Source organism: Pseudomonas sp. Root562 (assembly GCF_001427125.1).
Classification (GTDB): Bacteria; Pseudomonadota; Gammaproteobacteria; order Pseudomonadales; family Pseudomonadaceae; genus Aquipseudomonas.
This window is the reverse complement of record NZ_LMGK01000002.1, coordinates 55,197-76,979: the sequence shown is the minus strand read 5'-3', so window position 1 is coordinate 76,979 and position 21,783 is coordinate 55,197. Positions and strand designations below refer to the sequence as shown.

Below are 21,783 nucleotides of genomic sequence, written 5' to 3'. Positions count from 1 at the left end.
TGTGACGAATAAAAGAATTCACAAAAAACTATTCGGCTCGATGTGGCCTGGGGTTGCTCAGGGTCTGGTTGATCCAGCCCAGCACGTCGGCAATCACGTCATCGCGGTTGGTTTCGTTGAACAGTTCGTGCCGCGCCTGCGGATAAATCGTCAGTTGCAGGCTCTGGCTGCCGGCTTCGCGCAAGGCGTCGGCCAGATCGTTCAGACGCTTGCCTTCGCTCACCGGATCACATTCACCGCCAATCACCAGCATTGGCAGGCCTGGATCGATCTGCGCGAGATTGGACGCTTTGCTGATTTGCTGCAACCCGCCGAGCAAATCGATCCACATTTGATTGGTACACCTGAAGCCGCATAGCGGGTCATTGGCGTACAAGTCGACCTCTGAAGGATCGCGACTGAGCCAGTCGAACCGGGTGCGCACCGGTTTGAATTTGTTATTGAACGAGCCAAACGACAACCATTCGATCAGCGCGCTGCGGCCCTTGGGGCCTTGGCGCAGGCGTTCGAGGCGGGCAATCTGCCGCGCCGCTCGGTAAAGCGTCACGGGCTGGAAGTTCGAACCGCTGAGAATGGCCCCCTGCAGGCTGGCGCTGTGGTGCAACAGGTAACCTTGAGCGATGTAACTGCCCATGCTGTGGCCGAGCAGTACGATCGGCACACCGGGATGCTGCTGGCCGATGTGCTGATTCAGGCAGGCCAGGTCACCCACCACTTTGGCCCAGCCATCGTTGTCCGCGAAGTGGCCGAGCGTCCCGTTTTCGGCAGTTTTGCCATGTCCGCGCAAGTCCGGTGCATAGAGGCCGTAGCCCTGATCGCAGCATTTTTCGGCAAGGCGCGCATAGCGGCCACTGTGTTCGGCCATGCCGTGGGCCAGCAGGATCACCGCCTTTAGCTTGCCCGTGGGCAGCCACTGATTGACGAAGAGGCGGCTGCGGTCACTGGTGGTCAGCCAGAACGTGTCGTGGATCATGGCGATTCCTTTCCATGCATGGGCGCGGGGTGGTTGCATTGTATAGCGCAAAATCCTGCCGGCATCAGCTCACGCCACGGCAGGAAGATTCACACGGTCAATGACGCGTTGACGCATATTTGCCTGATTGGCCATAACTGCTAGTGTCCGTGAAGCTCCGCTTTTCACTTTCTGCTTTTTGAGGGATCACAGAGAAATGACAGAAAAGCGGCCCGGATAGGCTCAGGTAAAGAGGACAAGAACAATGCAACCTGATTTCTGGAATGACAAGCGCCCGGCCGGCGTACCCCTGGACATCGACGCGGGTGCCTACAAGTCGGTCATCGAGGTGTTTGAACGTTCCTGCAAGAAATTCGCTGATCGCCCGGCGTTCAGCAACATGGGCATCACCCTGACCTACGCCGAACTGGAACGCTACAGCGCAGCGTTCGCCGGTTACCTGCAAGCCCATACCGACCTGGTGCCGGGGGATCGCATCGCGGTGCAGATGCCTAACGTCCTGCATTATCCGGTAGCCGTGTTCGGCGCGTTGCGTGCCGGGTTGATCGTGGTCAACACCAACCCGCTGTACACCGCGCGGGAGATGCGTCACCAGTTCAAGGACTCCGGCGCCCGGGCACTGGTGTACCTCAACATGTTCGGGCAAAAGGTCCAGGAAGTCCTGCCCGACACCGACATCCAGTACCTGATCGAAGCCAAAATGGGCGACTTCATGCCCGCCGCCAAAGGCTGGCTGGTCAACACGGTTGTGAGCAAGGTGAAGAAAATGGTCCCGGCCTATGCCTTGCCCCAGGCCATTTCCTTCAAGACTGCGTTACGCATGGGCCGCGGCCTGGGCATCAAGCCGCTGAAAGTCGGCCTCGACGATATCGCCGTGCTGCAATACACCGGTGGTACCACCGGGCTGGCCAAGGGCGCCATGCTGACCCACGGCAACCTGGTGGCGAACATGCAACAAGTGCGGGCCTGTCTGGAGCAGTTCGGCAACGACGGTCAGCCGCTGTTGCGCGAAGGGCAGGAAGTGATGATCGCGCCGCTGCCGCTGTACCACATCTATGCATTTACGGCCAATTGCATGTGCATGATGGTGTCCGGCAACCATAACGTGCTGATCACCAATCCGCGGGACATTGGCGGCTTCATCAAGGAACTGAAAAACTGGCGCTTCTCGGCGTTGCTCGGGCTCAACACGCTGTTCGTTGCGCTGATGGATCACGCGGATTTCAAGACCCTGGATTTCTCCAGCCTCAAGCTCACCAACTCCGGTGGCACCGCGCTGGTCAAGGCTACTGCCGAACGCTGGGAACAGCTCACCGGTTGCCGCATCACCGAGGGCTACGGCTTGACCGAAACCTCGCCAGTGGCCTGCACCAACCCGTACGGCGACCAATCGCGCATCGGCACGGTCGGGCTGCCAGTGCCGGGCACCACGTTGAAAGTGATCAATGATGAAGGGGTCGAACAGCCCTTGGGCGAGCGCGGCGAACTGTGCATCAAGGGCCCGCAGATCATGAAGGGCTACTGGCAGAAACCCGAGGCCACCGCCGAGGTGCTGGACGCCGAGGGCTGGTTCAAGTCCGGCGACATTGCTGTGATCGACCCGGACGGCTTTGTGCGCATTGTCGATCGCAAGAAAGACATGATCATTGTCTCGGGTTTCAACGTGTACCCGAACGAGATCGAAGACGTGGTCATGGCCCACCCGAAAGTTGCCAACTGTGCGGTCATCGGGGTACCGGACGAACGTTCCGGTGAGGCGGTCAAGCTGTTTGTGGTGGCGCGTGAGGCAGGGGTCAGCCTTGAAGAGCTGAAGGCGTACTGCAAGGAAAACTTCACCGCTTACAAAGTGCCCAAGCACATCGTGCTGCGTGAGTCGTTGCCGATGACACCGGTGGGCAAGATTCTGCGGCGCGAGTTGCGCGATATCGCCTGATTGTTGAATGGCCGCGCTTCACGCGGATCGCGGGCAAGCCACGCTCCCACAGATTCACTGTTGTGCACGCACGTTGTGTACGACGCGAACCCTGTGGGAGCGGGCTTGCCCGCGATGCTTTTCGGCGTACGCCAGAGCCCCGAATTCCGTGGCTTTCAGGATGTTATAGGTTTTTTGCTCTAAAATGACCGTTTGTCATTCTTGAGTCACATTTGTGACCGTAGAGGCCGCTTTTGGCTCTAGTCGACCCTTGGCAAAGCTGCTACTCTCGGCGCGCTTTGTGACTTCTCGGCCTTCTGTCAGCCAGATTCACCAATGACCAAACACCAATAATAATCGCATCAAATGCGGTGCTGAATTCGCGTTGCTGAGGAGTGGGCTTCCATGATCGAAGACTTTTGGAAGGATAAGTACCCAGCTGGGATTGCTGCCGACATCAATCCAGACGAGTATCCGAATATTCAGGCAGTGTTGAAGCAATCCTGCCAACGCTTCGCCAACAAGCCGGCATTCAGCAACCTGGGCAAGACAATCACCTACGGTGAACTGTACGAATTGTCCGGTGCCTTTGCCGCGTATCTGCAACAGCATACCGATTTGCAGCCGGGCGATCGAATCGCCGTGCAACTGCCCAACGTCCTGCAGTACCCCGTGGCCGTCTTCGGTGCCATCCGCGCCGGGCTGATCGTGGTCAACACCAACCCGTTGTACACCGCACGGGAAATGGAACACCAGTTCAACGACTCCGGTGCCAAGGCCCTGGTCTGCCTGGCCAACATGGCGCACCTGGCGCAAATCGTGGTGCCCAAGACTGGCGTCAAGCACGTCATCGTCACCGAAGTCGCCGACCTGCTGCCGCCGCTCAAGCGCCTGCTGATCAACAGCGTCATCAAGTACGTGAAGAAGATGGTGCCGGCCTATCACTTGCCAAAAGCCGTCAAGTTCAACGACGTGCTGAGCAAGGGCCAGGGCCAGCCAGTGGCGGAAGCGAACCCGGCCAACAGCGATGTGGCAGTGCTGCAATACACCGGTGGCACCACCGGCGTGGCCAAGGGCGCGATGCTCACCCACCGCAACCTGGTGGCGAACATGCTGCAGTGCAAGGCGCTGATGGGGTCCAACCTCAACGAAGGTTGCGAAATCCTGATCACACCGCTGCCGCTGTACCACATTTATGCCTTCACCTTTCATTGCATGGCGATGATGCTGATCGGCAACCACAACATCCTGATCAGCAACCCGCGCGACTTGCCGGCGATGGTCAAGGAACTGTCGAAGTGGAAGTTCAGCGGCTTTGTTGGCCTCAACACTCTGTTCGTGGCCCTGTGCAATAACGAAGGTTTCCGCAAGCTGGACTTCTCCGCGCTGAAAGTCACCCTGTCCGGCGGCATGGCGCTGCAACTGGCGGCAGCCGAGCGCTGGAAAGCGGTCACCGGTTGCGCCATCTGCGAAGGCTACGGCATGACCGAAACCAGCCCGGTGGCCACGGTCAACCCGATCCAGAATATCCAGATCGGCACCATCGGCATTCCGGTACCGTCGACCCTGTGCAAAATCGTCGACGATGCCGGTGTCGAGCAGCCAATGGGCGAAATCGGCGAACTGTGCGTAAAAGGCCCACAGGTCATGAAAGGCTACTGGCAGCGCCAGGAAGCCACCGACGAAATCCTCGACAGCGAAGGCTGGTTGAAGACCGGTGACATCGCACTGATCCAGCCCGACGGCTACATGCGCATTGTCGATCGCAAGAAAGACATGATTTTGGTGTCCGGTTTCAATGTGTACCCGAACGAACTGGAAGACGTGCTGGCAACTTTGCCGGGCGTGCTGCAATGCGCGGCCATCGGCGTGCCGGACGAGAAGTCGGGTGAGGCGATCAAGATTTTCATCGTCGCCAAACCGGGCGTGACCCTGACCAAGGAACAGGTGATGGAGCACATGCGCGCCAACGTCACTGGCTACAAGGTTCCGCGTTCGGTGGAGTTCCGCGACGCGTTGCCGACCACCAACGTTGGCAAGATCCTGCGCCGGGAACTGCGCGATGAGGAGCTGAAAAAGCTCAAGGCGAAGAACGCCGCGTAAACCAAAAAGCCCCGCAAATGCGGTGATGCTGTTCACTGAAGAGAACGTTAGCATCCTGTGGCGAGGGAGCTTGCTCCCGCTGCGCTGCGCAGCAGTGCCTTTTCAAGGCCGCTTCGCGCCCCAGCGGGAGCAAGCTCCCTCGCCACAGGGCAATGTTCCTTGACTGAACAGCATTACTGCAAATGCGGGGCTTTTTGTTGGTGCTGGATTCTTCTTTGCAAAACTTTTCTGTCGCGGGAGTCTTTTACTCCGCAAGCGGCAGGAGTTATTGGCGGAACGGTGCGAAGTTGACGTTGGTACCTGCCGGACGCATGTCCTGCAGATACGAGTCCTTGTCGGCACTCAGTTCCAGGCTCAGGGCCGCTTTGCGCTTGCCCTGATTGCGAACCACCAGGCCTTCGAGCTTCTCGCGCAAAAACACCGTCGGCACTTTCAAATGCAGCAGTTCGTCGGTGTCCGGGGTGTGCATCAGCAGGTGAATCCACTCGTACTGACCCACGGCCAGGCGTGCCACCGGAATATCGAACCACCAGATGTTGCGGTTGCGGTTCAGTTCGGTGAAGTGGCAGTTGTTGACGCCAAGCACAGCACCACCAAGTTCCTGGTTTCTGCGGGCAATGGCCTGCTTTTTATCGAGTTTCATAACATTCCTGCGGTATTGGATCTTCAGCGCCACGCGCCGATACGTTGCGCATTCTCGGGGGTTGCCGGGCAAACATAAAGCCCAACCTGCATGGAACGATGAAATGTCGCGCGGAAAATAAATGAAACTCCGCGCGAATGCCCTCGGTCAACCTTGTGTAACCACTTTCCTCCCAATGAAACGCACGCAGGAGATTCATCATGGGCAGCACAAGCGATAAAGTGAAAGGCATGGCCAACGAAGCCGCCGGCAACGTCAAGCAAGGCGTCGGCAAGGCCACCGGTAATGACAAGATGCGCGCCGAAGGCGTGGTGCAAGAAAAGAAAGGCGAAGCTCAACAAGCCGTCGGCAAGGCCAAGGATGCCGTGAAAAAAGGTGTCGACAAGGCTTGATCCGGCCTTTGAACAAGCCTCGAACGGCCATCCACAGATGGCCGTTTTTGTGTCAGCCTGAACTTGATTGAGGAAATTGTTTCAAAGTCGCCAGGTAGGCTACTTTGATCTAAGAAAACGGCCCCTGAGTCGCCATGACTACATCCCATCCTGATTGCGGCGAATGGAGACGCTAATGATTTTCCCGGACATGAAAGGTCTGCCCATCCACCGTGTGATGGTGCGCACGGTCACGGAGTTCGTCGACGACGAGATGTCGACCTATGCCTCGGCGCTGGCCTATCAAATGCTGTTTTCGCTGTTCCCCTTCATTCTGTTCCTGATTGCCCTGATCGGTTTCCTGCACCTGCCGGATTTCTTTTCCTGGCTGCGCCTGCAATCGGAGCTGGTGCTGCCGCCCCAGGCCCTGGAACAGGTGAACCCGGTCATCGACCAGCTTCAGCAGTCCAAGGGCGGATTGCTGTCGGTGGGTATCGTGATTGCGCTGTGGACCGCCTCGGCCGGTGTGCGGCTGATGATGAGTGCGATGAACGCGGCGTACGATGTCGTTGAAGGTCGCCCGGCGTGGAAGCGTTTTCCCCTGTCGATCATCTACACCGTCGGCATCGCCGGCATGCTGCTGATCGCCGCCGCGCTGATGGTACTCGGGCCGCAAGTGATGAGCTGGATCGCCTCGCAAGTGGGCCTCGAGTACTTCATCGTCACCCTGTGGACCATCGCGCGTTGGCCGGTGATCGTGATCCTGTTGATGGTCGCGGTGGCGCTGATCTATTACGTCATGCCTGACGTCAAACAGGAATTTCGCTTCATCACCCCCGGCTCGGTGCTGGCCGTGGTGGTGTGGATCATTGCGTCGCTGGGCTTCGGTTTGTACGTCAAGGAGTTCGCCAACTACAACGCCATGTATGGCAGTATCGGTGCGATCATCGTGCTGTTGCTGTACTTCTACATTTCCGCGGCGGTGTTGTTGCTCGGCGCGGAGATGAATGCGGTGATCGAGCACATGTCCCGCGAGGGCAAGGACCCTGGCGAGAAAGTTGCCGGCGAGAAGGGCCCTGTCCATGAAAAACAGCACGTATCGGGACTTGGCCGCGATCATTCACAACCCAAACCGACCATTGACGAAACCTGACCATGATTCGTGAAATCCTGAAAATGGGTGATGAGCGCCTGCTGCGCATTGCTCCGCCGGTGCCCGCCGAAATGTTCGACAGCCCCGAATTGTGGCAACTGATCGATGACATGTTCCAGACCATGGAGAGCGTGGGTGGCGTCGGCCTGGCTGCACCGCAAATTGGTGTTGACCTGCAACTGGTGATCTTCGGTTTCGAGCACAGCGAACGTTACCCGGACGCCGAGGCGGTGCCGCAAACGATACTGATCAACCCGTTGATCACGCCATTGAGCCCGCTGATGGAAGAGGGCTTCGAAGGTTGCCTGTCAGTGCCCGGCTTGCGTGGCGCGGTGGATCGCTACCAGCAGATCCGCTATGAAGGTTTCGACCCCAAGGGAGAGCCGATCGTGCGCATTGCATCCGGGTTCCACGCGCGGGTGGTGCAGCATGAGTGCGATCACCTGATCGGCCGGCTCTACCCGTCGCGCATCAGCGATTTCAGCAAGTTCGGCTTCACCGAAGTGATGTTTCCGGACCTCGATCCCAACGCCGACGATTGATCCACCGTTTACGCGCAACGAGCCCTGATCGCCGGTGCCAGGCCCATGGCAATCATCGGTTTGCTGCGCGCATAGCGGCTCAGTCGCTCGACCATCGCGTAGGGCATTGGCGGGTCAAAGGTAAAACCGCAGCGCTCATAAAAACCACGCAGGTCGGGATGACAGAACAGCCATACCGGCAGTTCGCACTCCTTTACCGCCGCGCTGATCAACCCTGCGGCGATGCCTTGCCCGCGACACGCCGGATCAACGAACAAGCCGGTCAACCAATGCCCGCCGGATACCGGACGCAAACACAACGCCCCGACGATTTCGTCGCGCCGGGCCACCCACAATTGCGCCTCGCGAACCGCTTTCATCGACGATTGATGGGCGCGGTAGAACTTGTTCATCAATGGCCAAAGCGGCTCATCGAGTCGGCTGAAACGGGTGTCGGGCATGGTCTCGGACTGTCGGTACGCGAAGCGGGCGATTATAAAAGAACGCACCTGCAAAGATAGGTGTATACCTGATCTCACATCCCCTGTGAGTGGAGTACGCATCATGTCCAAAGGTATGGATTCAAAGAAAGCGGACAAGAAAAAGCCGGCGAAAACCGCTATTGAAAAACGCGCCGACAAAAAAGCCAAAAAGGTCAATGTGTTCGGGCATTGAGCCTGCGCTGATCGTTCGCTCCCGCGCAATGCGGGAGCGATCAGTTTGAAAATAATCTGCAGGAAATCCAGGCGTCGTTGCACAGAAGAGGATTGGTCCCCGATCCGAGCAACGCCATGCCTCATTACTTCGATACTGCCCACCGAAAAGAAATCGAAACGCTACGCCAACGCCTGACCGCCCGCACCGAGTGGCCGACCTGGTTGCTGTTGATTGGCGTCTACAGCGCGTGGTTCGCCCTCGTGATGGCCAGTCACTCCCTGGGCTTGTGGTTGAGTACCGGGTTGCTGATTCCCGTGGTGGTGTTGTGGCTGTCGGTGCAGCACGAACTACTGCACGGTCATCCGACGCGCTGGCCGCTGTTGAATAAAATCCTTGGCTATGCGCCGTTCGCCGTCTGGTATCCCTACACCTTGTATCGCGACAGCCATTTGCTGCATCACCGCGACGAAAACCTGACCATTCCCGGTCGCGATCCGGAAAGCCGCTACCTGAGTGCCGAGCAGTGGCAAGGCAGCTCCTGGTTGAAAAAAAGCCTGCACTGGCTGAATAAAACCATGCTCGGCCGCTTTCTGCTCGGAGCGCCAGTTGCCCTGCTGGGTCTGGCCCGGGATGAACTGAAACGCTTGAAAAAGGGCGATCGCCAAGCCTGGGCGATGTGGCTCAGCCATGGCGCGGTGACCTTGTTGATGTTGCTGTTTATCGCCCACTTCAGCGTGCTGCCGATCTGGCATTACTTGTTGCTGGTCAGCGTGCCGGCGCTGTCGATTGCGATGATTCGCTCCTACTATGAACACCGCCCGCATGCGGCACCGGAGCAACGCACCGTACTCAATGAAGCGGCCTGGCCGTGGCGCTGGCTGTTCCTCAACCTCAACCTGCATTTGGTGCACCACGATTTGCCGGGACTGCCCTGGTATGACTTGCCCCGCGTCTACCGCATGCGTCGCGAGCAATGGCTGGCGCGCAGCGGCGGGTTTCTGGTGCAGGGCTATGGCCATTTTTGGCGTGAGCATGGGGTGAGGGCGATCGACAGTCCGCTGCATCCGTTTCACTGACGTAAGGCCACTTCTGTACCCTGTAGGAGCGAGCCTGCTCGCGATAGCGTTGGGCCAATCAACAGATGTGTTGAATGTGACATAGCCATCGCGAGCAGGCTCGCTTGGGATCTTCGTTGTATGGAGGATTTTGATGACTCAACAGATTGCTGAATTACTGATGTACGTTGCTCCTGAGCCTGTTCAACAAGCCAACGAACAGTGGCTGGCACGTATCGTCGAACACCTGGGCGTCACTCGCCGCAGCGCCGAAAGTCTGTCCTTGATGGACCTGTGGCTATCCCCGCAACTGCTGTTGACACAAACCTGCGGCTATCCGCTGATGACGGCTTTGCGTGGCAAGGTCAGGGTGCTGGGACGTCCGCGTTACGAGCTGCCGGACAGTAGCGGCGGCCACCATTGCAGCCTGTTGTTGAGCCGCGCCGACGATCGACGACGAACCTTGCCGGAATTTCTAGGCAGCCGTGGCGTAATCAATGGCGACGACTCCAACAGCGGCATGAACCTGTTGCGTCATCGTCTGGCGCCGCTGCATCGGGACGGGCAGTTTTTTGCCTCGGTCGGTACCAGCGGCAGTCATCGCGAAAGCTTGCGCTGGTTACAGCAGAACCGTGCTGATCTGGCGGCCATCGACAGTGTGACCTTCGCTTTTCTCGCCCGTCACGCCGAGGCGCAAGTGGCTGGCTTGCGGGTCGTAGCTCGCAGCGCTTTCAGCCCGACCTTGCCCTACATCACCGCAGCAAGCCTTTGCGCCGGGCAAGCGGAAAAGATTCGACACGTGATGAATCAGGCCCTCGGCGAGTTGCCGCAGGTAGCTGAAGTCCTTGGCTTGCGAGAAGTGTTGCCGGCCAGTGAAGGTGACTATCAAGTGATACTCGACTATCAACGCGAAGCTGAGACATTGGGATACGGGCAACTGCGTTAATATTCTTTTCGGTAATATAAAAATTCATTTTTAGTATTGTTAATGAATAAGGCCCATTGCTAGGATCACCTCACCGGATGACCGGACATCCAGTGACCCCCTAGACCTTGGAGCCTCTATGTCCGGCATCGACCGTTCCCATCATTACGTAATAAGCAGACTGTTCCGCACGCATTATCCTTGGCTTTGTGCACGGTTGCGCCAGCACGTGGGTTGCGGTTGCGAAGACATCGCCGCCGAAGCCTTTGTGCAATTGCTCGAAGCCCCGAAGCCGCTTGCCATCCGCGAGCCGCGTGCCTTGCTAACCACCATTGCGCGACGCCTGGTTTATCAACTCTGGCGACGGCGCGACCTTGAGCGCCGGCACACCGATCATTTATTGCAGCTGGATCCGCCGTTATCGCCTTCACCTGAAGAGCTGGCGCAATCGACCCAGGCCCTGCAAAGCATTGACCGCACACTGTCGCGTCTGCCCGACAACGTTCGGGCGACCTTTCTGTTGTCGCGGGTCGACGGTCTGACCTACCCGCAAATCGCTGCCGAGCTGGGCATTTCCCTGCGTTCGGTCAGCGTCTACATGACTCGCTCCGAGGCTCTGTGCATCCGCCACAGCGCCAATCAATCCCTGAACCGCCCCCTGCCAAACAAGAGGTCCGCATGAGATCGATCAAAACCCTGCTCGGCAGTTCGCTGCTGGCCCTGAGCCTGTTTGCCACCCAGGCCCCTGCGACGGAAAAACCGGCACCTATCCATTTTGGCGACATCACCTGGGAAAGCGGCAGCCTGATCACCGAGATCCTGCGGTTGATCGTCGAGAAAGGTTATGGCTACCCGACAGACACGCTGCCGGGCAGCACCGTCAGCCTTGAAGCCGCGTTGGCGAAGAATGACATCCAGGTGATCGGCGAAGAATGGGCCGGACGCAGCCCCGCGTGGGTCAAGGCTGCCGCGGAAGGTAAAGTGTTCGGCCTGGGCGACACCGTCAAGGGCGCCACCGAAGGCTGGTGGGTGCCGGAGTATGTGATCAAGGGCGACCCGGAACGCGGTATCAAACCCCTGGCGCCGGAGCTGAAGTCGGTGGCCGACCTGGCCCAGTACAAAGATGTGTTCCGCGATCCGGAAGACCCAAGGCGTGGCCGCTTCCTCAACAGCCCTACGGGCTGGACCTCGGAGATCGTCAACAGCCAGAAACTCAAGGCGTACGGCCTGAGCGAAAGTTTCGTCAATTTCCGCACCGGTTCCGGCGCGGCGCTGGATGCCGAAGTGGCGTCGTCGATTCGTCGAGGCAAACCGGTGTTGTTCTATTACTGGTCGCCAACGCCGCTGTTAGGTCGCTTCAAACTGGTGAAACTCGACGAGCCGCCGTTCGACGCCGAAGCCTGGAAAACCCTGGCCGACGCCAGTAACCCAAACCCCATAGGTACGCGCTCGATGCCGGCCAGCCTGGCCATTGGCGTATCGGCACCGTTCAAGGCGCAGTATCCCGACCTGGTGGCGTTTTTCGAAAAAGTCGACTTGCCGATTGATCTGCTCAACCAGACGCTGGGGCAGATGAGTGAAAAACGCCAGAAACCCCGTGAAGTCGCCGAAGCGTTTTTGCGTGAACAGCCGCAGGTTTGGAAGGGTTGGGTGCCGGGTGAGGTGGCTACGAAAGTGAGTGCCAGTTTGTAGTTTCGGGGTGACGGTAGATAGCCATCGCGAGCAGGCTCGCTCCTACAGTGTTTCCCGGTGTTCACAAAAATGTTGATCACCGCAGATCTCCTTCAGGAGCGAGGCTGCTCGCAATCAATCCCAAGACTCACGCCCATTCGCCCCCGCTGATCAAGCCTTGCCTGTCATCGCTCCCTCCTAGGTCTTCGCCTGACGCTGAACCGATTTTGTACCCAATGCTGGCCGACTAGTGGCCTTGCAAGCCTCACTCGTCTGTCTATGCTCTCGTGTAACTAACCATGTCGACCGCAACGACGCGGTGACTCCCAGAGTGCGCAATCCAAGGCACCGATGCATTCAATGGAGCTGTTGTGGAAAGGGAATTTCGTTATGAGCACGTTAGGGTTGACCCGCCTGCGGGTTATCAAGAGAAGGATGTCTTGATGAGAGTGTCGCGCCAGGACCCTCCGATTGAACATCATTAATCACCTGACTGGTCCTTCCTCTTTTGGAGGGGCGCGTGTGCCTGTTCTGTGGAACGTAGTGGTGGATTTGAAAGACCAGCAACTTTCAATAATTCAAAAGACCGCGCAAGCAATAGGGTGATAAGACCATGTTCAACCTACATCACAAGGCTGACCTGCTGGAGATCGAGCGTTTCAGTTGCGCACTGACCGAGGCCAATGCCAAGTTGGCGGCCGTCAGTCGTTCGATGGCGATGATTGAATTCACCCCGGAGGGTATCGTCCTCGACGCCAATGAAAACTTTTGCGGCGTCATGGGTTACAGCGCAGAAGAAGTTCGCGGCAAGCACCATCGGGTGTTTTGCGAAGAGGCGTTTTACCGTAGCGAGGAGTACGCCAAGTTGTGGCGTGATCTGGCCCGTGGCGAACCGGTCAGCGGCACCTTTTTGCGTCTGAACAAGAACGGCAACGAAATCTGGCTCGAAGCCAGTTACATGCCGGTGTTTGGCCCCGATCGGCAAGTCAAAAGCGTGATCAAGGTCGCCACCGACATTACGGCCAGAGTCAACAAGGAACACGAAAACGAGAGCATGCTGGCAGCTATCAGTCGCTCCATGGCGGTGATCGAGTTCACCCCCGACGGGCGAGTGATCACCGCCAATGAAAACTTCCTGAAAACCATGCAGTACTCGCTCAACGAAGTGATCGGGCAGCATCACAGTCTGTTCTGTCACCGGGCCGAAGCCGAATCGGCAAGTTACAAGGCGTTCTGGGCTTCGCTGAATCGCGGCGAATATCACTCGCACCGATTCGAGCGCAAGAACAAGCAGGGTCAGACGATTTATCTCGAAGCGTCCTACAACCCGTTGTTCGACACCAAAGGGCGGTTGTACAAGGTGGTGAAGTTCGCCAGCGACATCACCCACCAGATGACCACGCTGCAAACCGCTGCTGAATCGGCCCATAGCACTTCCGTGCAAAACGACGCCTGCGCACGCAAAGGTTCCGAGGTGGTGCAGCAAACGGTGCAGATCATCCAGGACATTTCCCGGGATCTGAATCAGGCCGCGCTGAGTATCGACGCGGTGAGCAAACAGTCGGACATCATCGGCACTATCGTGCAGACCATCCGTGGCATTGCCGATCAGACTAATTTGCTGGCGCTCAATGCCGCCATCGAAGCCGCCCGCGCCGGTGAGCATGGGCGGGGTTTTGCGGTCGTGGCCGATGAAGTGCGCAGCCTTGCCGCCCGCACCAGTCAGGCGACGCTGGAGATTGTCGACGTGGTGCGCAAGAACCACGATTTGTCATTGAGTGCCGTGTCGAGCATGCAGTCGAGCTTGAGTCGAACGGGGCTCGGTGTGGAATTGGCGAACGAGGCGGGGGAGGTGATCCTGGAAATTCAGCAAGGGTCGCGACACGTGGTGGATGCGATCAGTCAATTCAACTCGACCTTGCAGTTGAATTAAGAGCAACAAATAAAGAAGAGTCCCGGTAGAGGGACCCTTCTTTATCTCGTGCAATGCCTTAAAGCGCAGCGATGAGTTTGTCCACGGCCTCGGCGCCCGGCCTGTCGTGGTTACGTTCGTTGGCTTCCTCGGCCTGCGCCATCTTCCTCTTGTCTTCCATGCGCTGGGCGATCTCTTCACCGATCGCTTGCTGTTTCTCCGGGGGCATGGCGTCTACCTCCTCTTGAGTCAGCCCCATCTCCTGAAGGATCGCATCACGCAGGCGCTGCTCCGGCGTTTTGCTCATGTAGTCCTTGAACTCATCCGTAGCCGAACCGCCCTTGAAACGGTCCTTGATGTCATCCGGCAGTGGCGCGTAGACCGCTTGCAGATTCACCCGGGTCTTGGCGAACGCTTCATCGACGTTGTCGCTCACTTTGGCGGCCTCGCTGACCTGTTGCGTCGCGATCTGGGTCGCTGATTCCTGAACCTGCGTGTCGGTTTGCGCGGTTTGTGCCTGCACGTTGTTTTGCAGGGCTTGAGTCATGACGCTTTGCAGACCGGCGGCGGCTTCAGCGGTTGGATCTTCACCAGGACGTTTGGGGAGTGGTGTGACCAGGTTTGACTTTGCACTGACCAACATAAGGAGAGACCTTGTAGGTGTTTGTGGTGAGGTGCGCTGAGCAAAGTCTGTGCCTGAACATTTAAAGCTAAATAATTCAGTGCGTTATGTATTTTTCTTGCAGCGGGTAAACGTGTTTGCGGTAAGGCCTTGCCGCTGGGCGGCAGAGCCCTACCGCCCAGATCGCGTGCTCAAGGCAAGCCGTTGCAGCAATGCTTGAGGAAGCCGGGGCGTTGCGCCAGACGTTTGAAATACTCATCGATGGCCGGGTAATCGGGGCGTTCCATCGGCGTCATCAGCCAACGGTTGATCGACAGGCCGATGACAATATCGGCCAGGGTAAACCGCGCGCCAGCGACATAGGCTTTGGTGGTCACGAGTTGATGTTCGAGGATGGCTATTTTCTGGTTCCAGCCACGCACGCCGACTTCGATGCGATGGGCGTCCTTGTATTCCGGGTCCTTGCGCACCAGCGCCATGAACGCGTAGCTCCAGGATGAATTGAGATCAGTGGCCTGCCAGTCCATCCACTGCTCCACCCGGGCGCGGGCGGCCGGTTCGCCGGGCAGTAATTCATGGTGGTGTTGGTGCTTGCCGGCCAGGTAGCGGCAAATGGTATTGGACTCCCACAACACCCCGGCTTCATCGATGATCACCGGAACCTGGGCGTTCGGGTTGAACCTGAGGAACTCGGGGCTGTGGGTCGAGGCAAAACCGCTGCCCCAATCCTCGCGCTCAAAGGACAGCCCCAGTTCCTCGCAGGTCCACAGCACCTTGCGGACGTTGATCGACGAGGCTTTACCGAGAATTTTCAGTGTGTGATCCATATTGCTACTCCGTCAGCGAATCAAGGCGTCGGGAAATCATAGTGAGCCTGGCAGCGGTCGACATCAAGCGCGTGGGAAAAGTCTGTAGGCAATGGATTTCAGATCGTTTCTGCGAAGTTGGTTTTCTTGCATATTTGCCTACAGCTACGCCAGAATCCGCCGACTTGTGTGCTTGGTATCCGGACTCTATTGTTCCGTATCGCTGCAAATTCAGCGATCGGGTCTAGCAGCCTGGATACTTTAGACGCATGACGTCCACCCATCGTGATCTGCCCGCCAGTTCACGTTATGGCGGCCGTGCGCGGGAAGACCTTCGGGTCTACCGGGTTCTAGAGTCCTGGTCTGCTAGCCCGCGTACAGCTGCCACCCTGTTTTCGTCTAGCAGCGAATCGTGGCAGCTCCACTACTCTAGGAGTATTGCCATGTTCAAACCCACTCCCAACCCTCCGCGCTGTCCCAGCCCGATGTTCTTCATCGCTCCAGACATCAATAACGAAACGCTGTTGGCGCACGCCTGCGAATCACTGGCCTCGGCGAGTGTGATGACCAATGACTTTGCTACGTTTCTGGAAGGCAGCCAGCGCAACACGGCGCTGGCGATCGCACAGATCATCATGCTGGCGGAACTGGCGGTGAATCGCGTGCTGGATAACCTCGATCCGCAGGATTGATCGCCGAATCTGTGGCGAGGGAGCTTGCTCGCGCTGGAGTGCGAAGCGCTCCCAATATCAGCGGATGCGTTCTATCTACATTGCAACGGCTTCGCCGCCGAACTGAGCAAGCTCCCTCGCCACAAAATCTCACTTCACTGCGGTTGAGTCGTGCTTATGTACTCTCACGCACCTTCAGCTCAAAGCCCATATCCTGCACCGGCCTGGCCACGGTGTTGCCGGCCATCAGCGTCAGCATCTGCTCTGCCGCGCGGCGGCCGATGGCTTCTCGTGGGGTGCTGATGCTGCTCAGGCGCGGGACCATGTGCGCGGATGCGGGCAGGTCGTTGAAGCCGAGGATCGCCACTTGTTCGGGGATCTTGATCCCGTGTCTCATCGCTTCGAGCAGCGCGCCCTGGGCCAGGTCGTCGTTGCCGAAGAAGATCGCATCGACATCCGGGTGGCTGGCGATCATCTGCAAGAACAATTCGCCACCCAGGCCTACGGAAGACGGACGCGGGGTCAGCACTTCCAGGGCGGGATCGTACAAACCGGCCTTTTGCAGGGCGCGACGGAAACCCTCGCCGCGCAGCAAGGTGCGTTGATCCAGTTGCGCGCCGATGTACGCCAGGCGCTTGCGACCGCGGGACAGCAAGTGCTCGGCGGCCGTTTCACCGGCGGCCAGTTGCGAAAAGCCGACGCAGTTAAGCCCGGCGGCGCTGTCCAGCTCCATCATGTACACGCAGGGAATGTTGCTGGCTTCGATCATCCGTCGCGAGCTTTCGGTGCGGTCGAACCCGGTCAACAATAAACCGCGTGGCTGATAGGCCATGTAATTGCGCAGCAGGTTTTCTTCTTCGTCGCGGGAATAGTGGAAGTTGCCGATCAGCACTTCGAAGCCCTTGGGGCGCAAAACCTGATGAATGGCTTCCAGGGTGTCGATGAACAGCAGGTTGGACAATGACGGCACCAGCACCACCACCGAATGGCTCTGCGCCGACGCCAGGGCACGGGCGGCAGGGTTGACTACATAGTTGAGCTCAAGTGCCGCTTTCTGGACTTTTTCCACCAGTTCGGTAGCCACGGTGCTGACGCCGCGCAGGGCACGCGAAGCAGTGATCGGGCTGACACCGGCCAGGCGGGCAACTTCATTCAGGGTAGGGCGGCCAGTGGTGCGGGTATTTTTATCGTTTTTAGTTGGATTCATCGACGGCTTGCCAAACAAAATTCAAGGCACTAAGGTAGCGCTGTCTCGATGCAGCTGCAAATGCGTGAGCGGGGGTTCGCCTGATCCTCGCTTTTTGGCATTGGGAACGAACATGCTGCAACCCATAAAATGACAAGAAAGGCGTCGGCAACTTCTGCTTTTGTTCGAGTGTCATAGCTTGCAAAGGTAGCGCTGTCTGCGCGCTGAGGTGTTACATGAATCATCCCATCACCGCCCTGGTCATCATGGGCGTTGCCGGTTGCGGCAAGACGTGCGTCAGCGAAGCTCTGTGCCAACTGAGCGGCGCCACTGCCATTGAAGGCGACTCTTTCCACCCAGCCGCCAATATCGAAAAGATGAGCGCGGGTATCCCCCTGGACGATCAAGACCGTGCCGGCTGGCTCGACAGCCTGTGCGATGAATTGCGCCGCATTGACGCCAAGGGCCAGCGCCCGGTGTTGACCTGTTCGGCGCTCAAGCACATCTATCGCGAACGCTTGCGCAGCGCCTTGCCGGGCCTGGGCTTCGTGTTCCTTGAACTGACCCCCGAAGTCGCCGCCGACCGCGTTTCCCACCGGCCGGGCCATTTCATGCCGTCGACCTTGATCGACAGCCAGTTCGCCACCCTCGAATCCCCCGTCGGCGAGCCATTGACCCTGGCCCTCGATGCGTCGAATCACAGCGTCGATGAACTGGCTGTCCAGGCACACCACTGGTGGCTTGAACATGGCTTGAAGCGCGCCGGTTAATTTTTTGCTTGCAGAGATAGCGCTGTCCTTATGGCTTTTGAATTACCCGCTTTAATAACAACAACAACCAGGAGACACCCCTAATGTTTGGCATGTCCCACGAGACGTTCCTGCTGCTCGATGCAGTGGTCACGGTGATCGGGCTTATCGTCCTGATCACCAAGTTCAAGTTGCACCCCTTTCTTGCCCTGATCATTGCCGCCGCCTTCCTCGGGCTGACCTCCGGCATGCCGATCGGCACCATCATCAAGGCGTTCCAGGACGGCTTCGGTGGTGTGCTCGGTTTCGTCGGTATCATCCTGGCGCTGGGCACCATGCTCGGCAAAATGATGGCCGAGTCGGGCGGGGCAGACCAGATTGCCCAGACCCTGATCCGCGCGTTCGGCAAGGACAAAGTGCAGTGGGCAATGATGTTCGCCGCGTTCCTGGTGGGCATCCCGCTGTTCTTCGAAATCGGCTTCGTGTTGCTGATTCCGTTGGTGTTCATCGTTGCCCGTCGCACCGGCGTTTCGATCATCAAGATTGGTATCCCGCTGCTGGCCGGCCTCTCGGCGGTCCACGGCCTGGTGCCGCCGCACCCGGGCCCGCTGCTGGCTATCGGCGTGTTCGGTGCCGACATCGGTAAAACCATTCTTTATGGTCTGATCGTGGCGCTGCCAACGGCGATCATTGCCGGCCCGATCTTCGGTACGTTCATTGCCAAGCACATTCCCGGTCATCCGAACCAGGAACTGGTGGATCAACTGGCCCGCGAAACAGACACAACTGAATTGCCGAGCTTCAGCATCACATTGGTGACCGTGCTGCTGCCGGTGTTCCTGATGCTGCTCAAGACCTTCGCCGACGTCGTGCTGCCGGATGGCAACATCTTCCGCGCCTTCATGGACCTGATCGGTCACCCGATTTCGGCATTGCTGCTGGCGTTGCTGCTGTCGCTGTATACCTTTGGCTACAAGCAGGGCATCGGTTCCAGCCAAATGATGAAATGGCTGGATGCGAGCCTCGCACCGACCGCCGCGATCATCCTGATCATCGGTGCCGGTGGTGGCTTCAAGCAGATGCTGGTGACCAGTGGTGTGGGCGACGTGATCGGCCACATGGCGGTGAACGCACAGATCTCGCCGATCCTGCTGGCCTGGCTGGTGGCAGCGGTGATCCGTATCGCAACCGGTTCGGCGACAGTGGCGACCATCACGGGCGCGGGCATCGTGGTACCGGTGGTAGGAATGATCCCGGGCGTGAACCGCGAGTTGTTGGTGCTGGCCACCGGTGCCGGTTCGTTGATCCTGTCCCACGTGAACGACGCCGGTTTCTGGCTGGTCAAGCAGTACTTCAACATGACCGTGGCCGAAACCTTCAAGACCTGGACCGCGATGGAAACCATCCTGTCGGTGGTGGGCCTGGGCTTTATTCTGTTGTTGTCGCTGTTCGTCTAAACACACTGCACTGATCGTTTCCACGCTCCGCTAGGGAATGTTGCCATGGAAGCTCTGCGTCCACTGTGACGCGGAGCGTCACGGGATGCATTCCCACACAGAGCGTGGGAACGATCAGGCACAAAAAAACCGCATCGCTGCGGTTTTTTTGTGGGTGAAAGAAATTTCTGTCAGACGATGCATTTGTGGCGAGGGAGCTTGCTCCCGTCCGGCGGCGTAGCCGTCGTAAAATCGGCCAACGCGTTATGCCAGAAGAACCGCGGTGACCGGTTTGGGGGCTGCTTCGCAGCCCAGCGGGAGCAAGCTCCCTCGCCACAGGAATGTTGTTGCCACAGGTTTTGTGTCAGGCGTTGGTTTTCGGGGCCAAGCCATCCGCCCTGAACATGCCGCGAATCCCGCGCACCGCCTGGCGAATCCGGTCCTGGTTTTCGATCAGCGCAAAGCGTACGTGATCATCGCCATACTCGCCGAAACCCACACCCGGCGAGACGCAGACCTTGGCCTCGGCCAGCAGTTTCTTGGCGAACTCCAGGGAGCCCAGATGTGCATAAGCCTCGGGAATCTTGGCCCAGACGTACATCGACGCTTTCGGGTTTTCCACCATCCAGCCCAGCTCGTGCAGGCCTTTGACCAACACATTGCGGCGCTGCCGATACTGCTCGGCGATGTCGCGCACGCACTGCTGATCGCCTTCCAGAGCGGCAATCGCCGCCACTTGCAGCGGCGTGAAGGTGCCGTAGTCGTGGTAGCTCTTGATCCGCGCCAAGGCGTTGACCAGCTCCGGGTTGCCAACCATGAACCCGATGCGCCACCCCGCCATGTTGTAGCTCTTGGACAGGGTGAAAAACTCCACCGCAATGTCCTTGGCGCCCGGCACTTGCATGATCGACGGTGCTTTCCAGCCGTCGTAGACGATGTCGGCGTAGGCCAGGTCATGCACCACCAGCACGTCGTACTGCTTGGCGAGGGCGATCACCCGCTCAAAGAAATCCAGCTCCACGCACTGCGCGGTGGGGTTGGACGGGAAGCCGAGAATCATCATCTTCGGTTTCGGGATCGAGCCGCGAATGGCGCGTTCCAGTTCCGCGAAGAAGTCCACACCGGGCACCAGCGGCACCGAACGCACCTGGGCGCCGGCAATCACGGCACCGTAGATGTGAATCGGATAGCTCGGGTTCGGCACCAGCACGGTGTCGCCCTGGTCGAGGGTAGCGAGCATCAAGTGCGCCAGGCCTTCCTTGGAACCGATGGTGACAATGGCTTCGCTTTCCGGGTCGATGTCGACCTCGTAGCGATTCTTGTACCAGTTGGAAATCGCCCGGCGCAGGCGCGGAATACCTTTGGACGTCGAGTAACCGTGGGTGTCTTCGCGCTGGGCGACGGTGACGAGTTTGTCGACGATGTGCGGTGGCGTGGCGCCGTCGGGGTTGCCCATGCTCAAGTCGATGATGTCTTCGCCACGACGACGGGCGGCCATCTTCAGCTCGGCGGTGATGTTGAAAACGTAAGGGGGGAGTCGATCTATGCGCGCAAAGCGGCGCGGCGAACCTTGTTCGGCCATTGTTGCCTCGGATAACGTAAGCGCCCGGAACCGTCCGAGCGACGCAGGTCTGTGGTGACCTGTGGCGGAATGTACGGGCAGCTGTGGCAGACTGTCCAGCCTCCTTGTAAACAAATTTTTCCGAAGGAAATGGAACGATGGAATTCACCAGTGGCTTTTTGCTGAGCCTTTCGCTGTGCCTGGACATCGGCGTGGCCAACATCGCGATGATCACCCTGGCGATGCAACGCGGCTATTTTCAAGGCTTTGCACTGGGACTGGGGACTTGTGTCGGCGACTTGGTCTACGCGGTGCTGGCGCTGGCCGGCATGACCGTTTTGCTGCAATACGAAACCGTCCGTTGGGTGTTGTGGATCGGCGGTTCGGCGCTGCTGGTGTACTTCGCGGCGAAGATGATTTACTCGGCGATCCACCATGAGGCGCTGTTGGCGCAGACTGCTGAAGTCGGCCACAACTCCCATCGCAAGGAATTCTTTCGCGGGATTTTTCTCGCCATGTCGTCGCCCAGCGCCATTCTCTGGTTCGCGGCCGTGGGCGGCACGCTGATCGCCCGTTCCGGAGGCGGGGGTGGGTTGAGTTCGGTGCTGTTCCTCGGCGGCTTCCTCTGCGCCGGGCTGCTGTGGTGCGCAGGCGTGTGCTTCGCGGCGAGCCACGGTGGCAAGTTGCTCGGCGACAAATTGCTGCGTTACTCCTACATGGCATCGGCGGCGATCTTCTGCTACTTCGCGGTCTACGTGATCCTGTCTGGCTACAACGAGTTTGTGGGCTCTGGCGCCGTCGAGCAGTTGCACGCCTTGTAACTTGGCGATGCGGGATTGGCTTCTATACTCCCTGC

At 58.6% G+C, this 21,783-nt stretch carries 21 protein-coding genes and 1 pseudogene; 15 read left to right on the top strand and 7 right to left on the bottom strand.

Going from position 1 to position 21,783, the window contains the following annotated elements; all coding sequences use genetic code 11:
- Positions 1–28: 28 nt before the first annotated feature.
- Positions 29–973, bottom strand: coding sequence for an alpha/beta hydrolase (locus ASD60_RS03235; RefSeq protein ID WP_056852611.1), 945 nt, complete (start codon positions 971–973; stop codon positions 29–31).
- 244 nt (positions 974–1,217) lie between these two features.
- On the opposite strand from ASD60_RS03235, the gene fadD2 reads away from it, so the two are divergent.
- Both fadD2 and fadD1 read left to right on the top strand, forming a co-directional pair.
- Entirely contained in the window at positions 1,218–2,906 is a 1,689-nt protein-coding gene (gene fadD2 / locus ASD60_RS03230; RefSeq protein ID WP_056852610.1) for a long-chain-fatty-acid--CoA ligase FadD2, read from the top strand.
- Positions 2,907–3,290: 384 nt separating this feature from the next.
- The gene (gene fadD1, locus ASD60_RS03225) at positions 3,291–4,988 is read left to right on the top strand and encodes a long-chain-fatty-acid--CoA ligase FadD1 (protein WP_056852609.1); all 1,698 of its coding nucleotides are present in this window, start codon (positions 3,291–3,293) and stop codon (positions 4,986–4,988) included.
- Between the two features lie 265 nt (positions 4,989–5,253).
- Here fadD1 and ASD60_RS03220 read toward each other — a convergent pair whose 3' ends face one another.
- Positions 5,254–5,631 carry a hypothetical protein gene (locus tag ASD60_RS03220; RefSeq protein WP_007990351.1) on the bottom strand — a complete coding sequence of 126 codons (378 nt, stop codon included), beginning with the start codon at positions 5,629–5,631 and terminating at the stop codon, positions 5,254–5,256.
- A 200-nt stretch (positions 5,632–5,831) separates the two neighbouring features.
- On the opposite strand from ASD60_RS03220, the gene ASD60_RS03215 reads away from it, so the two are divergent.
- The 3 genes from ASD60_RS03215 (at position 5,832) to def (ending at position 7,697) form a co-directional block, all read left to right on the top strand.
- Complete coding sequence (locus ASD60_RS03215; protein WP_056852608.1) at positions 5,832–6,023, top strand: CsbD family protein; 192 nt, start codon at positions 5,832–5,834, stop codon at positions 6,021–6,023.
- 175 nt (positions 6,024–6,198) lie between these two features.
- Positions 6,199–7,155: a YihY/virulence factor BrkB family protein gene (locus ASD60_RS03210; protein WP_056852607.1), complete on the top strand. Its 957-nt coding sequence runs from the start codon at positions 6,199–6,201 to the stop codon at positions 7,153–7,155.
- A gap of 2 nt (positions 7,156–7,157) precedes the next feature.
- Complete coding sequence (gene def, locus ASD60_RS03205) at positions 7,158–7,697, top strand: peptide deformylase (protein ID WP_056852606.1); 540 nt, start codon at positions 7,158–7,160, stop codon at positions 7,695–7,697.
- Positions 7,698–7,705: 8 nt separating this feature from the next.
- Here the strand turns inward: def and ASD60_RS03200 are convergent, their stop codons facing one another.
- Positions 7,706–8,137, bottom strand: coding sequence for a GNAT family N-acetyltransferase (locus ASD60_RS03200; protein ID WP_056852605.1), 432 nt, complete (start codon positions 8,135–8,137; stop codon positions 7,706–7,708).
- Positions 8,138–8,467: 330 nt separating this feature from the next.
- Between ASD60_RS03200 and ASD60_RS03195 the strand changes: the two genes are divergently transcribed.
- The 6 genes and pseudogenes from ASD60_RS03195 to ASD60_RS29740 all read left to right on the top strand — a co-directional run bounded on the left by ASD60_RS03195 (position 8,468) and on the right by ASD60_RS29740 (position 13,917).
- On the top strand, positions 8,468–9,409 hold the full coding sequence (locus ASD60_RS03195) for a fatty acid desaturase (protein ID WP_056852604.1): 942 nt from the start codon (positions 8,468–8,470) through the stop codon (positions 9,407–9,409).
- 133 nt (positions 9,410–9,542) lie between these two features.
- Positions 9,543–10,334: a phosphate/phosphite/phosphonate ABC transporter substrate-binding protein gene (locus tag ASD60_RS03190; protein WP_056852603.1), complete on the top strand. Its 792-nt coding sequence runs from the start codon at positions 9,543–9,545 to the stop codon at positions 10,332–10,334.
- 118 nt (positions 10,335–10,452) lie between these two features.
- Positions 10,453–10,995 carry a sigma-70 family RNA polymerase sigma factor gene (locus tag ASD60_RS03185; protein ID WP_056852602.1) on the top strand — a complete coding sequence of 181 codons (543 nt, stop codon included), beginning with the start codon at positions 10,453–10,455 and terminating at the stop codon, positions 10,993–10,995.
- Positions 10,992–12,005 (top strand): ABC transporter substrate-binding protein, encoded by a 1,014-nt coding sequence (locus ASD60_RS03180; protein ID WP_056852601.1) that lies wholly within the window; start codon positions 10,992–10,994, stop codon positions 12,003–12,005. The genes ASD60_RS03185 and ASD60_RS03180 overlap by 4 nt, the downstream gene beginning before the upstream one ends.
- 592 nt (positions 12,006–12,597) lie before the next feature.
- Positions 12,598–13,368, top strand: a pseudogene (locus ASD60_RS29745) (PAS domain-containing protein); the annotation flags it as partial.
- Between the two features lie 9 nt (positions 13,369–13,377).
- Entirely contained in the window at positions 13,378–13,917 is a 540-nt protein-coding gene (locus tag ASD60_RS29740; RefSeq protein WP_412071935.1) for a methyl-accepting chemotaxis protein, read from the top strand.
- Between the two features lie 58 nt (positions 13,918–13,975).
- Here the strand turns inward: ASD60_RS29740 and ASD60_RS03170 are convergent, their stop codons facing one another.
- Positions 13,976–14,539 (bottom strand): hypothetical protein, encoded by a 564-nt coding sequence (locus tag ASD60_RS03170; RefSeq protein ID WP_056852599.1) that lies wholly within the window; start codon positions 14,537–14,539, stop codon positions 13,976–13,978.
- Between the two features lie 170 nt (positions 14,540–14,709).
- Complete coding sequence (locus ASD60_RS03165) at positions 14,710–15,345, bottom strand: glutathione S-transferase family protein (protein ID WP_056852598.1); 636 nt, start codon at positions 15,343–15,345, stop codon at positions 14,710–14,712.
- Between the two features lie 422 nt (positions 15,346–15,767).
- On the opposite strand from ASD60_RS03165, the gene ASD60_RS03160 reads away from it, so the two are divergent.
- Positions 15,768–16,016: a DUF6124 family protein gene (locus ASD60_RS03160; RefSeq protein ID WP_056852597.1), complete on the top strand. Its 249-nt coding sequence runs from the start codon at positions 15,768–15,770 to the stop codon at positions 16,014–16,016.
- Between the two features lie 154 nt (positions 16,017–16,170).
- On the opposite strand, the gene ASD60_RS03155 is transcribed toward ASD60_RS03160, so the two are convergent.
- Complete coding sequence (locus tag ASD60_RS03155; RefSeq protein WP_056852596.1) at positions 16,171–17,202, bottom strand: LacI family DNA-binding transcriptional regulator; 1,032 nt, start codon at positions 17,200–17,202, stop codon at positions 16,171–16,173.
- A gap of 215 nt (positions 17,203–17,417) precedes the next feature.
- Between ASD60_RS03155 and ASD60_RS03150 the strand changes: the two genes are divergently transcribed.
- Together ASD60_RS03150 and ASD60_RS03145 are read left to right on the top strand one after the other, a co-directional pair.
- Positions 17,418–17,951: a gluconokinase gene (locus tag ASD60_RS03150; RefSeq protein WP_056852595.1), complete on the top strand. Its 534-nt coding sequence runs from the start codon at positions 17,418–17,420 to the stop codon at positions 17,949–17,951.
- Between the two features lie 83 nt (positions 17,952–18,034).
- Complete coding sequence (locus tag ASD60_RS03145; protein ID WP_056852594.1) at positions 18,035–19,387, top strand: GntP family permease; 1,353 nt, start codon at positions 18,035–18,037, stop codon at positions 19,385–19,387.
- Positions 19,388–19,730: 343 nt separating this feature from the next.
- Here ASD60_RS03145 and alaC read toward each other — a convergent pair whose 3' ends face one another.
- Positions 19,731–20,948, bottom strand: a complete 1,218-nt coding sequence (alaC, locus tag ASD60_RS03140; RefSeq protein WP_056852593.1) for an alanine transaminase — start codon at positions 20,946–20,948, stop codon at positions 19,731–19,733.
- 137 nt (positions 20,949–21,085) lie between these two features.
- Between alaC and ASD60_RS03135 the strand changes: the two genes are divergently transcribed.
- Positions 21,086–21,748: a LysE family translocator gene (locus ASD60_RS03135; RefSeq protein WP_056852592.1), complete on the top strand. Its 663-nt coding sequence runs from the start codon at positions 21,086–21,088 to the stop codon at positions 21,746–21,748.
- The last annotated feature ends 35 nt before the right edge of the window (positions 21,749–21,783 follow it).

Excerpts from the sequence above, each read along its gene's own strand:
- ASD60_RS03235 (WP_056852611.1), bottom strand. The coding sequence starts at position 973 with ATGATCCACGACACGTTCTGGCTGACCACCAGTGACCGCAGCCGCCTC.
- fadD2 (WP_056852610.1), top strand. The coding sequence starts at position 1,218 with ATGCAACCTGATTTCTGGAATGACAAGCGCCCGGCCGGCGTACCCCTG.
- fadD1 (WP_056852609.1), top strand. The coding sequence starts at position 3,291 with ATGATCGAAGACTTTTGGAAGGATAAGTACCCAGCTGGGATTGCTGCC.
- ASD60_RS03220 (WP_007990351.1), bottom strand. The coding sequence starts at position 5,631 with ATGAAACTCGATAAAAAGCAGGCCATTGCCCGCAGAAACCAGGAACTT.
- ASD60_RS03215 (WP_056852608.1), top strand. The coding sequence starts at position 5,832 with ATGGGCAGCACAAGCGATAAAGTGAAAGGCATGGCCAACGAAGCCGCC.
- ASD60_RS03210 (WP_056852607.1), top strand. The coding sequence starts at position 6,199 with ATGATTTTCCCGGACATGAAAGGTCTGCCCATCCACCGTGTGATGGTG.
- def (WP_056852606.1), top strand. The coding sequence starts at position 7,158 with ATGATTCGTGAAATCCTGAAAATGGGTGATGAGCGCCTGCTGCGCATT.
- ASD60_RS03200 (WP_056852605.1), bottom strand. The coding sequence starts at position 8,137 with ATGCCCGACACCCGTTTCAGCCGACTCGATGAGCCGCTTTGGCCATTG.
- ASD60_RS03195 (WP_056852604.1), top strand. The coding sequence starts at position 8,468 with ATGCCTCATTACTTCGATACTGCCCACCGAAAAGAAATCGAAACGCTA.
- ASD60_RS03190 (WP_056852603.1), top strand. The coding sequence starts at position 9,543 with ATGACTCAACAGATTGCTGAATTACTGATGTACGTTGCTCCTGAGCCT.
- ASD60_RS03185 (WP_056852602.1), top strand. The coding sequence starts at position 10,453 with ATGTCCGGCATCGACCGTTCCCATCATTACGTAATAAGCAGACTGTTC.
- ASD60_RS03180 (WP_056852601.1), top strand. The coding sequence starts at position 10,992 with ATGAGATCGATCAAAACCCTGCTCGGCAGTTCGCTGCTGGCCCTGAGC.
- ASD60_RS29740 (WP_412071935.1), top strand. The coding sequence starts at position 13,378 with ATGACCACGCTGCAAACCGCTGCTGAATCGGCCCATAGCACTTCCGTG.
- ASD60_RS03170 (WP_056852599.1), bottom strand. The coding sequence starts at position 14,539 with ATGTTGGTCAGTGCAAAGTCAAACCTGGTCACACCACTCCCCAAACGT.
- ASD60_RS03165 (WP_056852598.1), bottom strand. The coding sequence starts at position 15,345 with ATGGATCACACACTGAAAATTCTCGGTAAAGCCTCGTCGATCAACGTC.
- ASD60_RS03160 (WP_056852597.1), top strand. The coding sequence starts at position 15,768 with ATGTTCAAACCCACTCCCAACCCTCCGCGCTGTCCCAGCCCGATGTTC.
- ASD60_RS03155 (WP_056852596.1), bottom strand. The coding sequence starts at position 17,202 with ATGAATCCAACTAAAAACGATAAAAATACCCGCACCACTGGCCGCCCT.
- ASD60_RS03150 (WP_056852595.1), top strand. The coding sequence starts at position 17,418 with ATGAATCATCCCATCACCGCCCTGGTCATCATGGGCGTTGCCGGTTGC.
- ASD60_RS03145 (WP_056852594.1), top strand. The coding sequence starts at position 18,035 with ATGTTTGGCATGTCCCACGAGACGTTCCTGCTGCTCGATGCAGTGGTC.
- alaC (WP_056852593.1), bottom strand. The coding sequence starts at position 20,948 with ATGGCCGAACAAGGTTCGCCGCGCCGCTTTGCGCGCATAGATCGACTC.
- ASD60_RS03135 (WP_056852592.1), top strand. The coding sequence starts at position 21,086 with ATGGAATTCACCAGTGGCTTTTTGCTGAGCCTTTCGCTGTGCCTGGAC.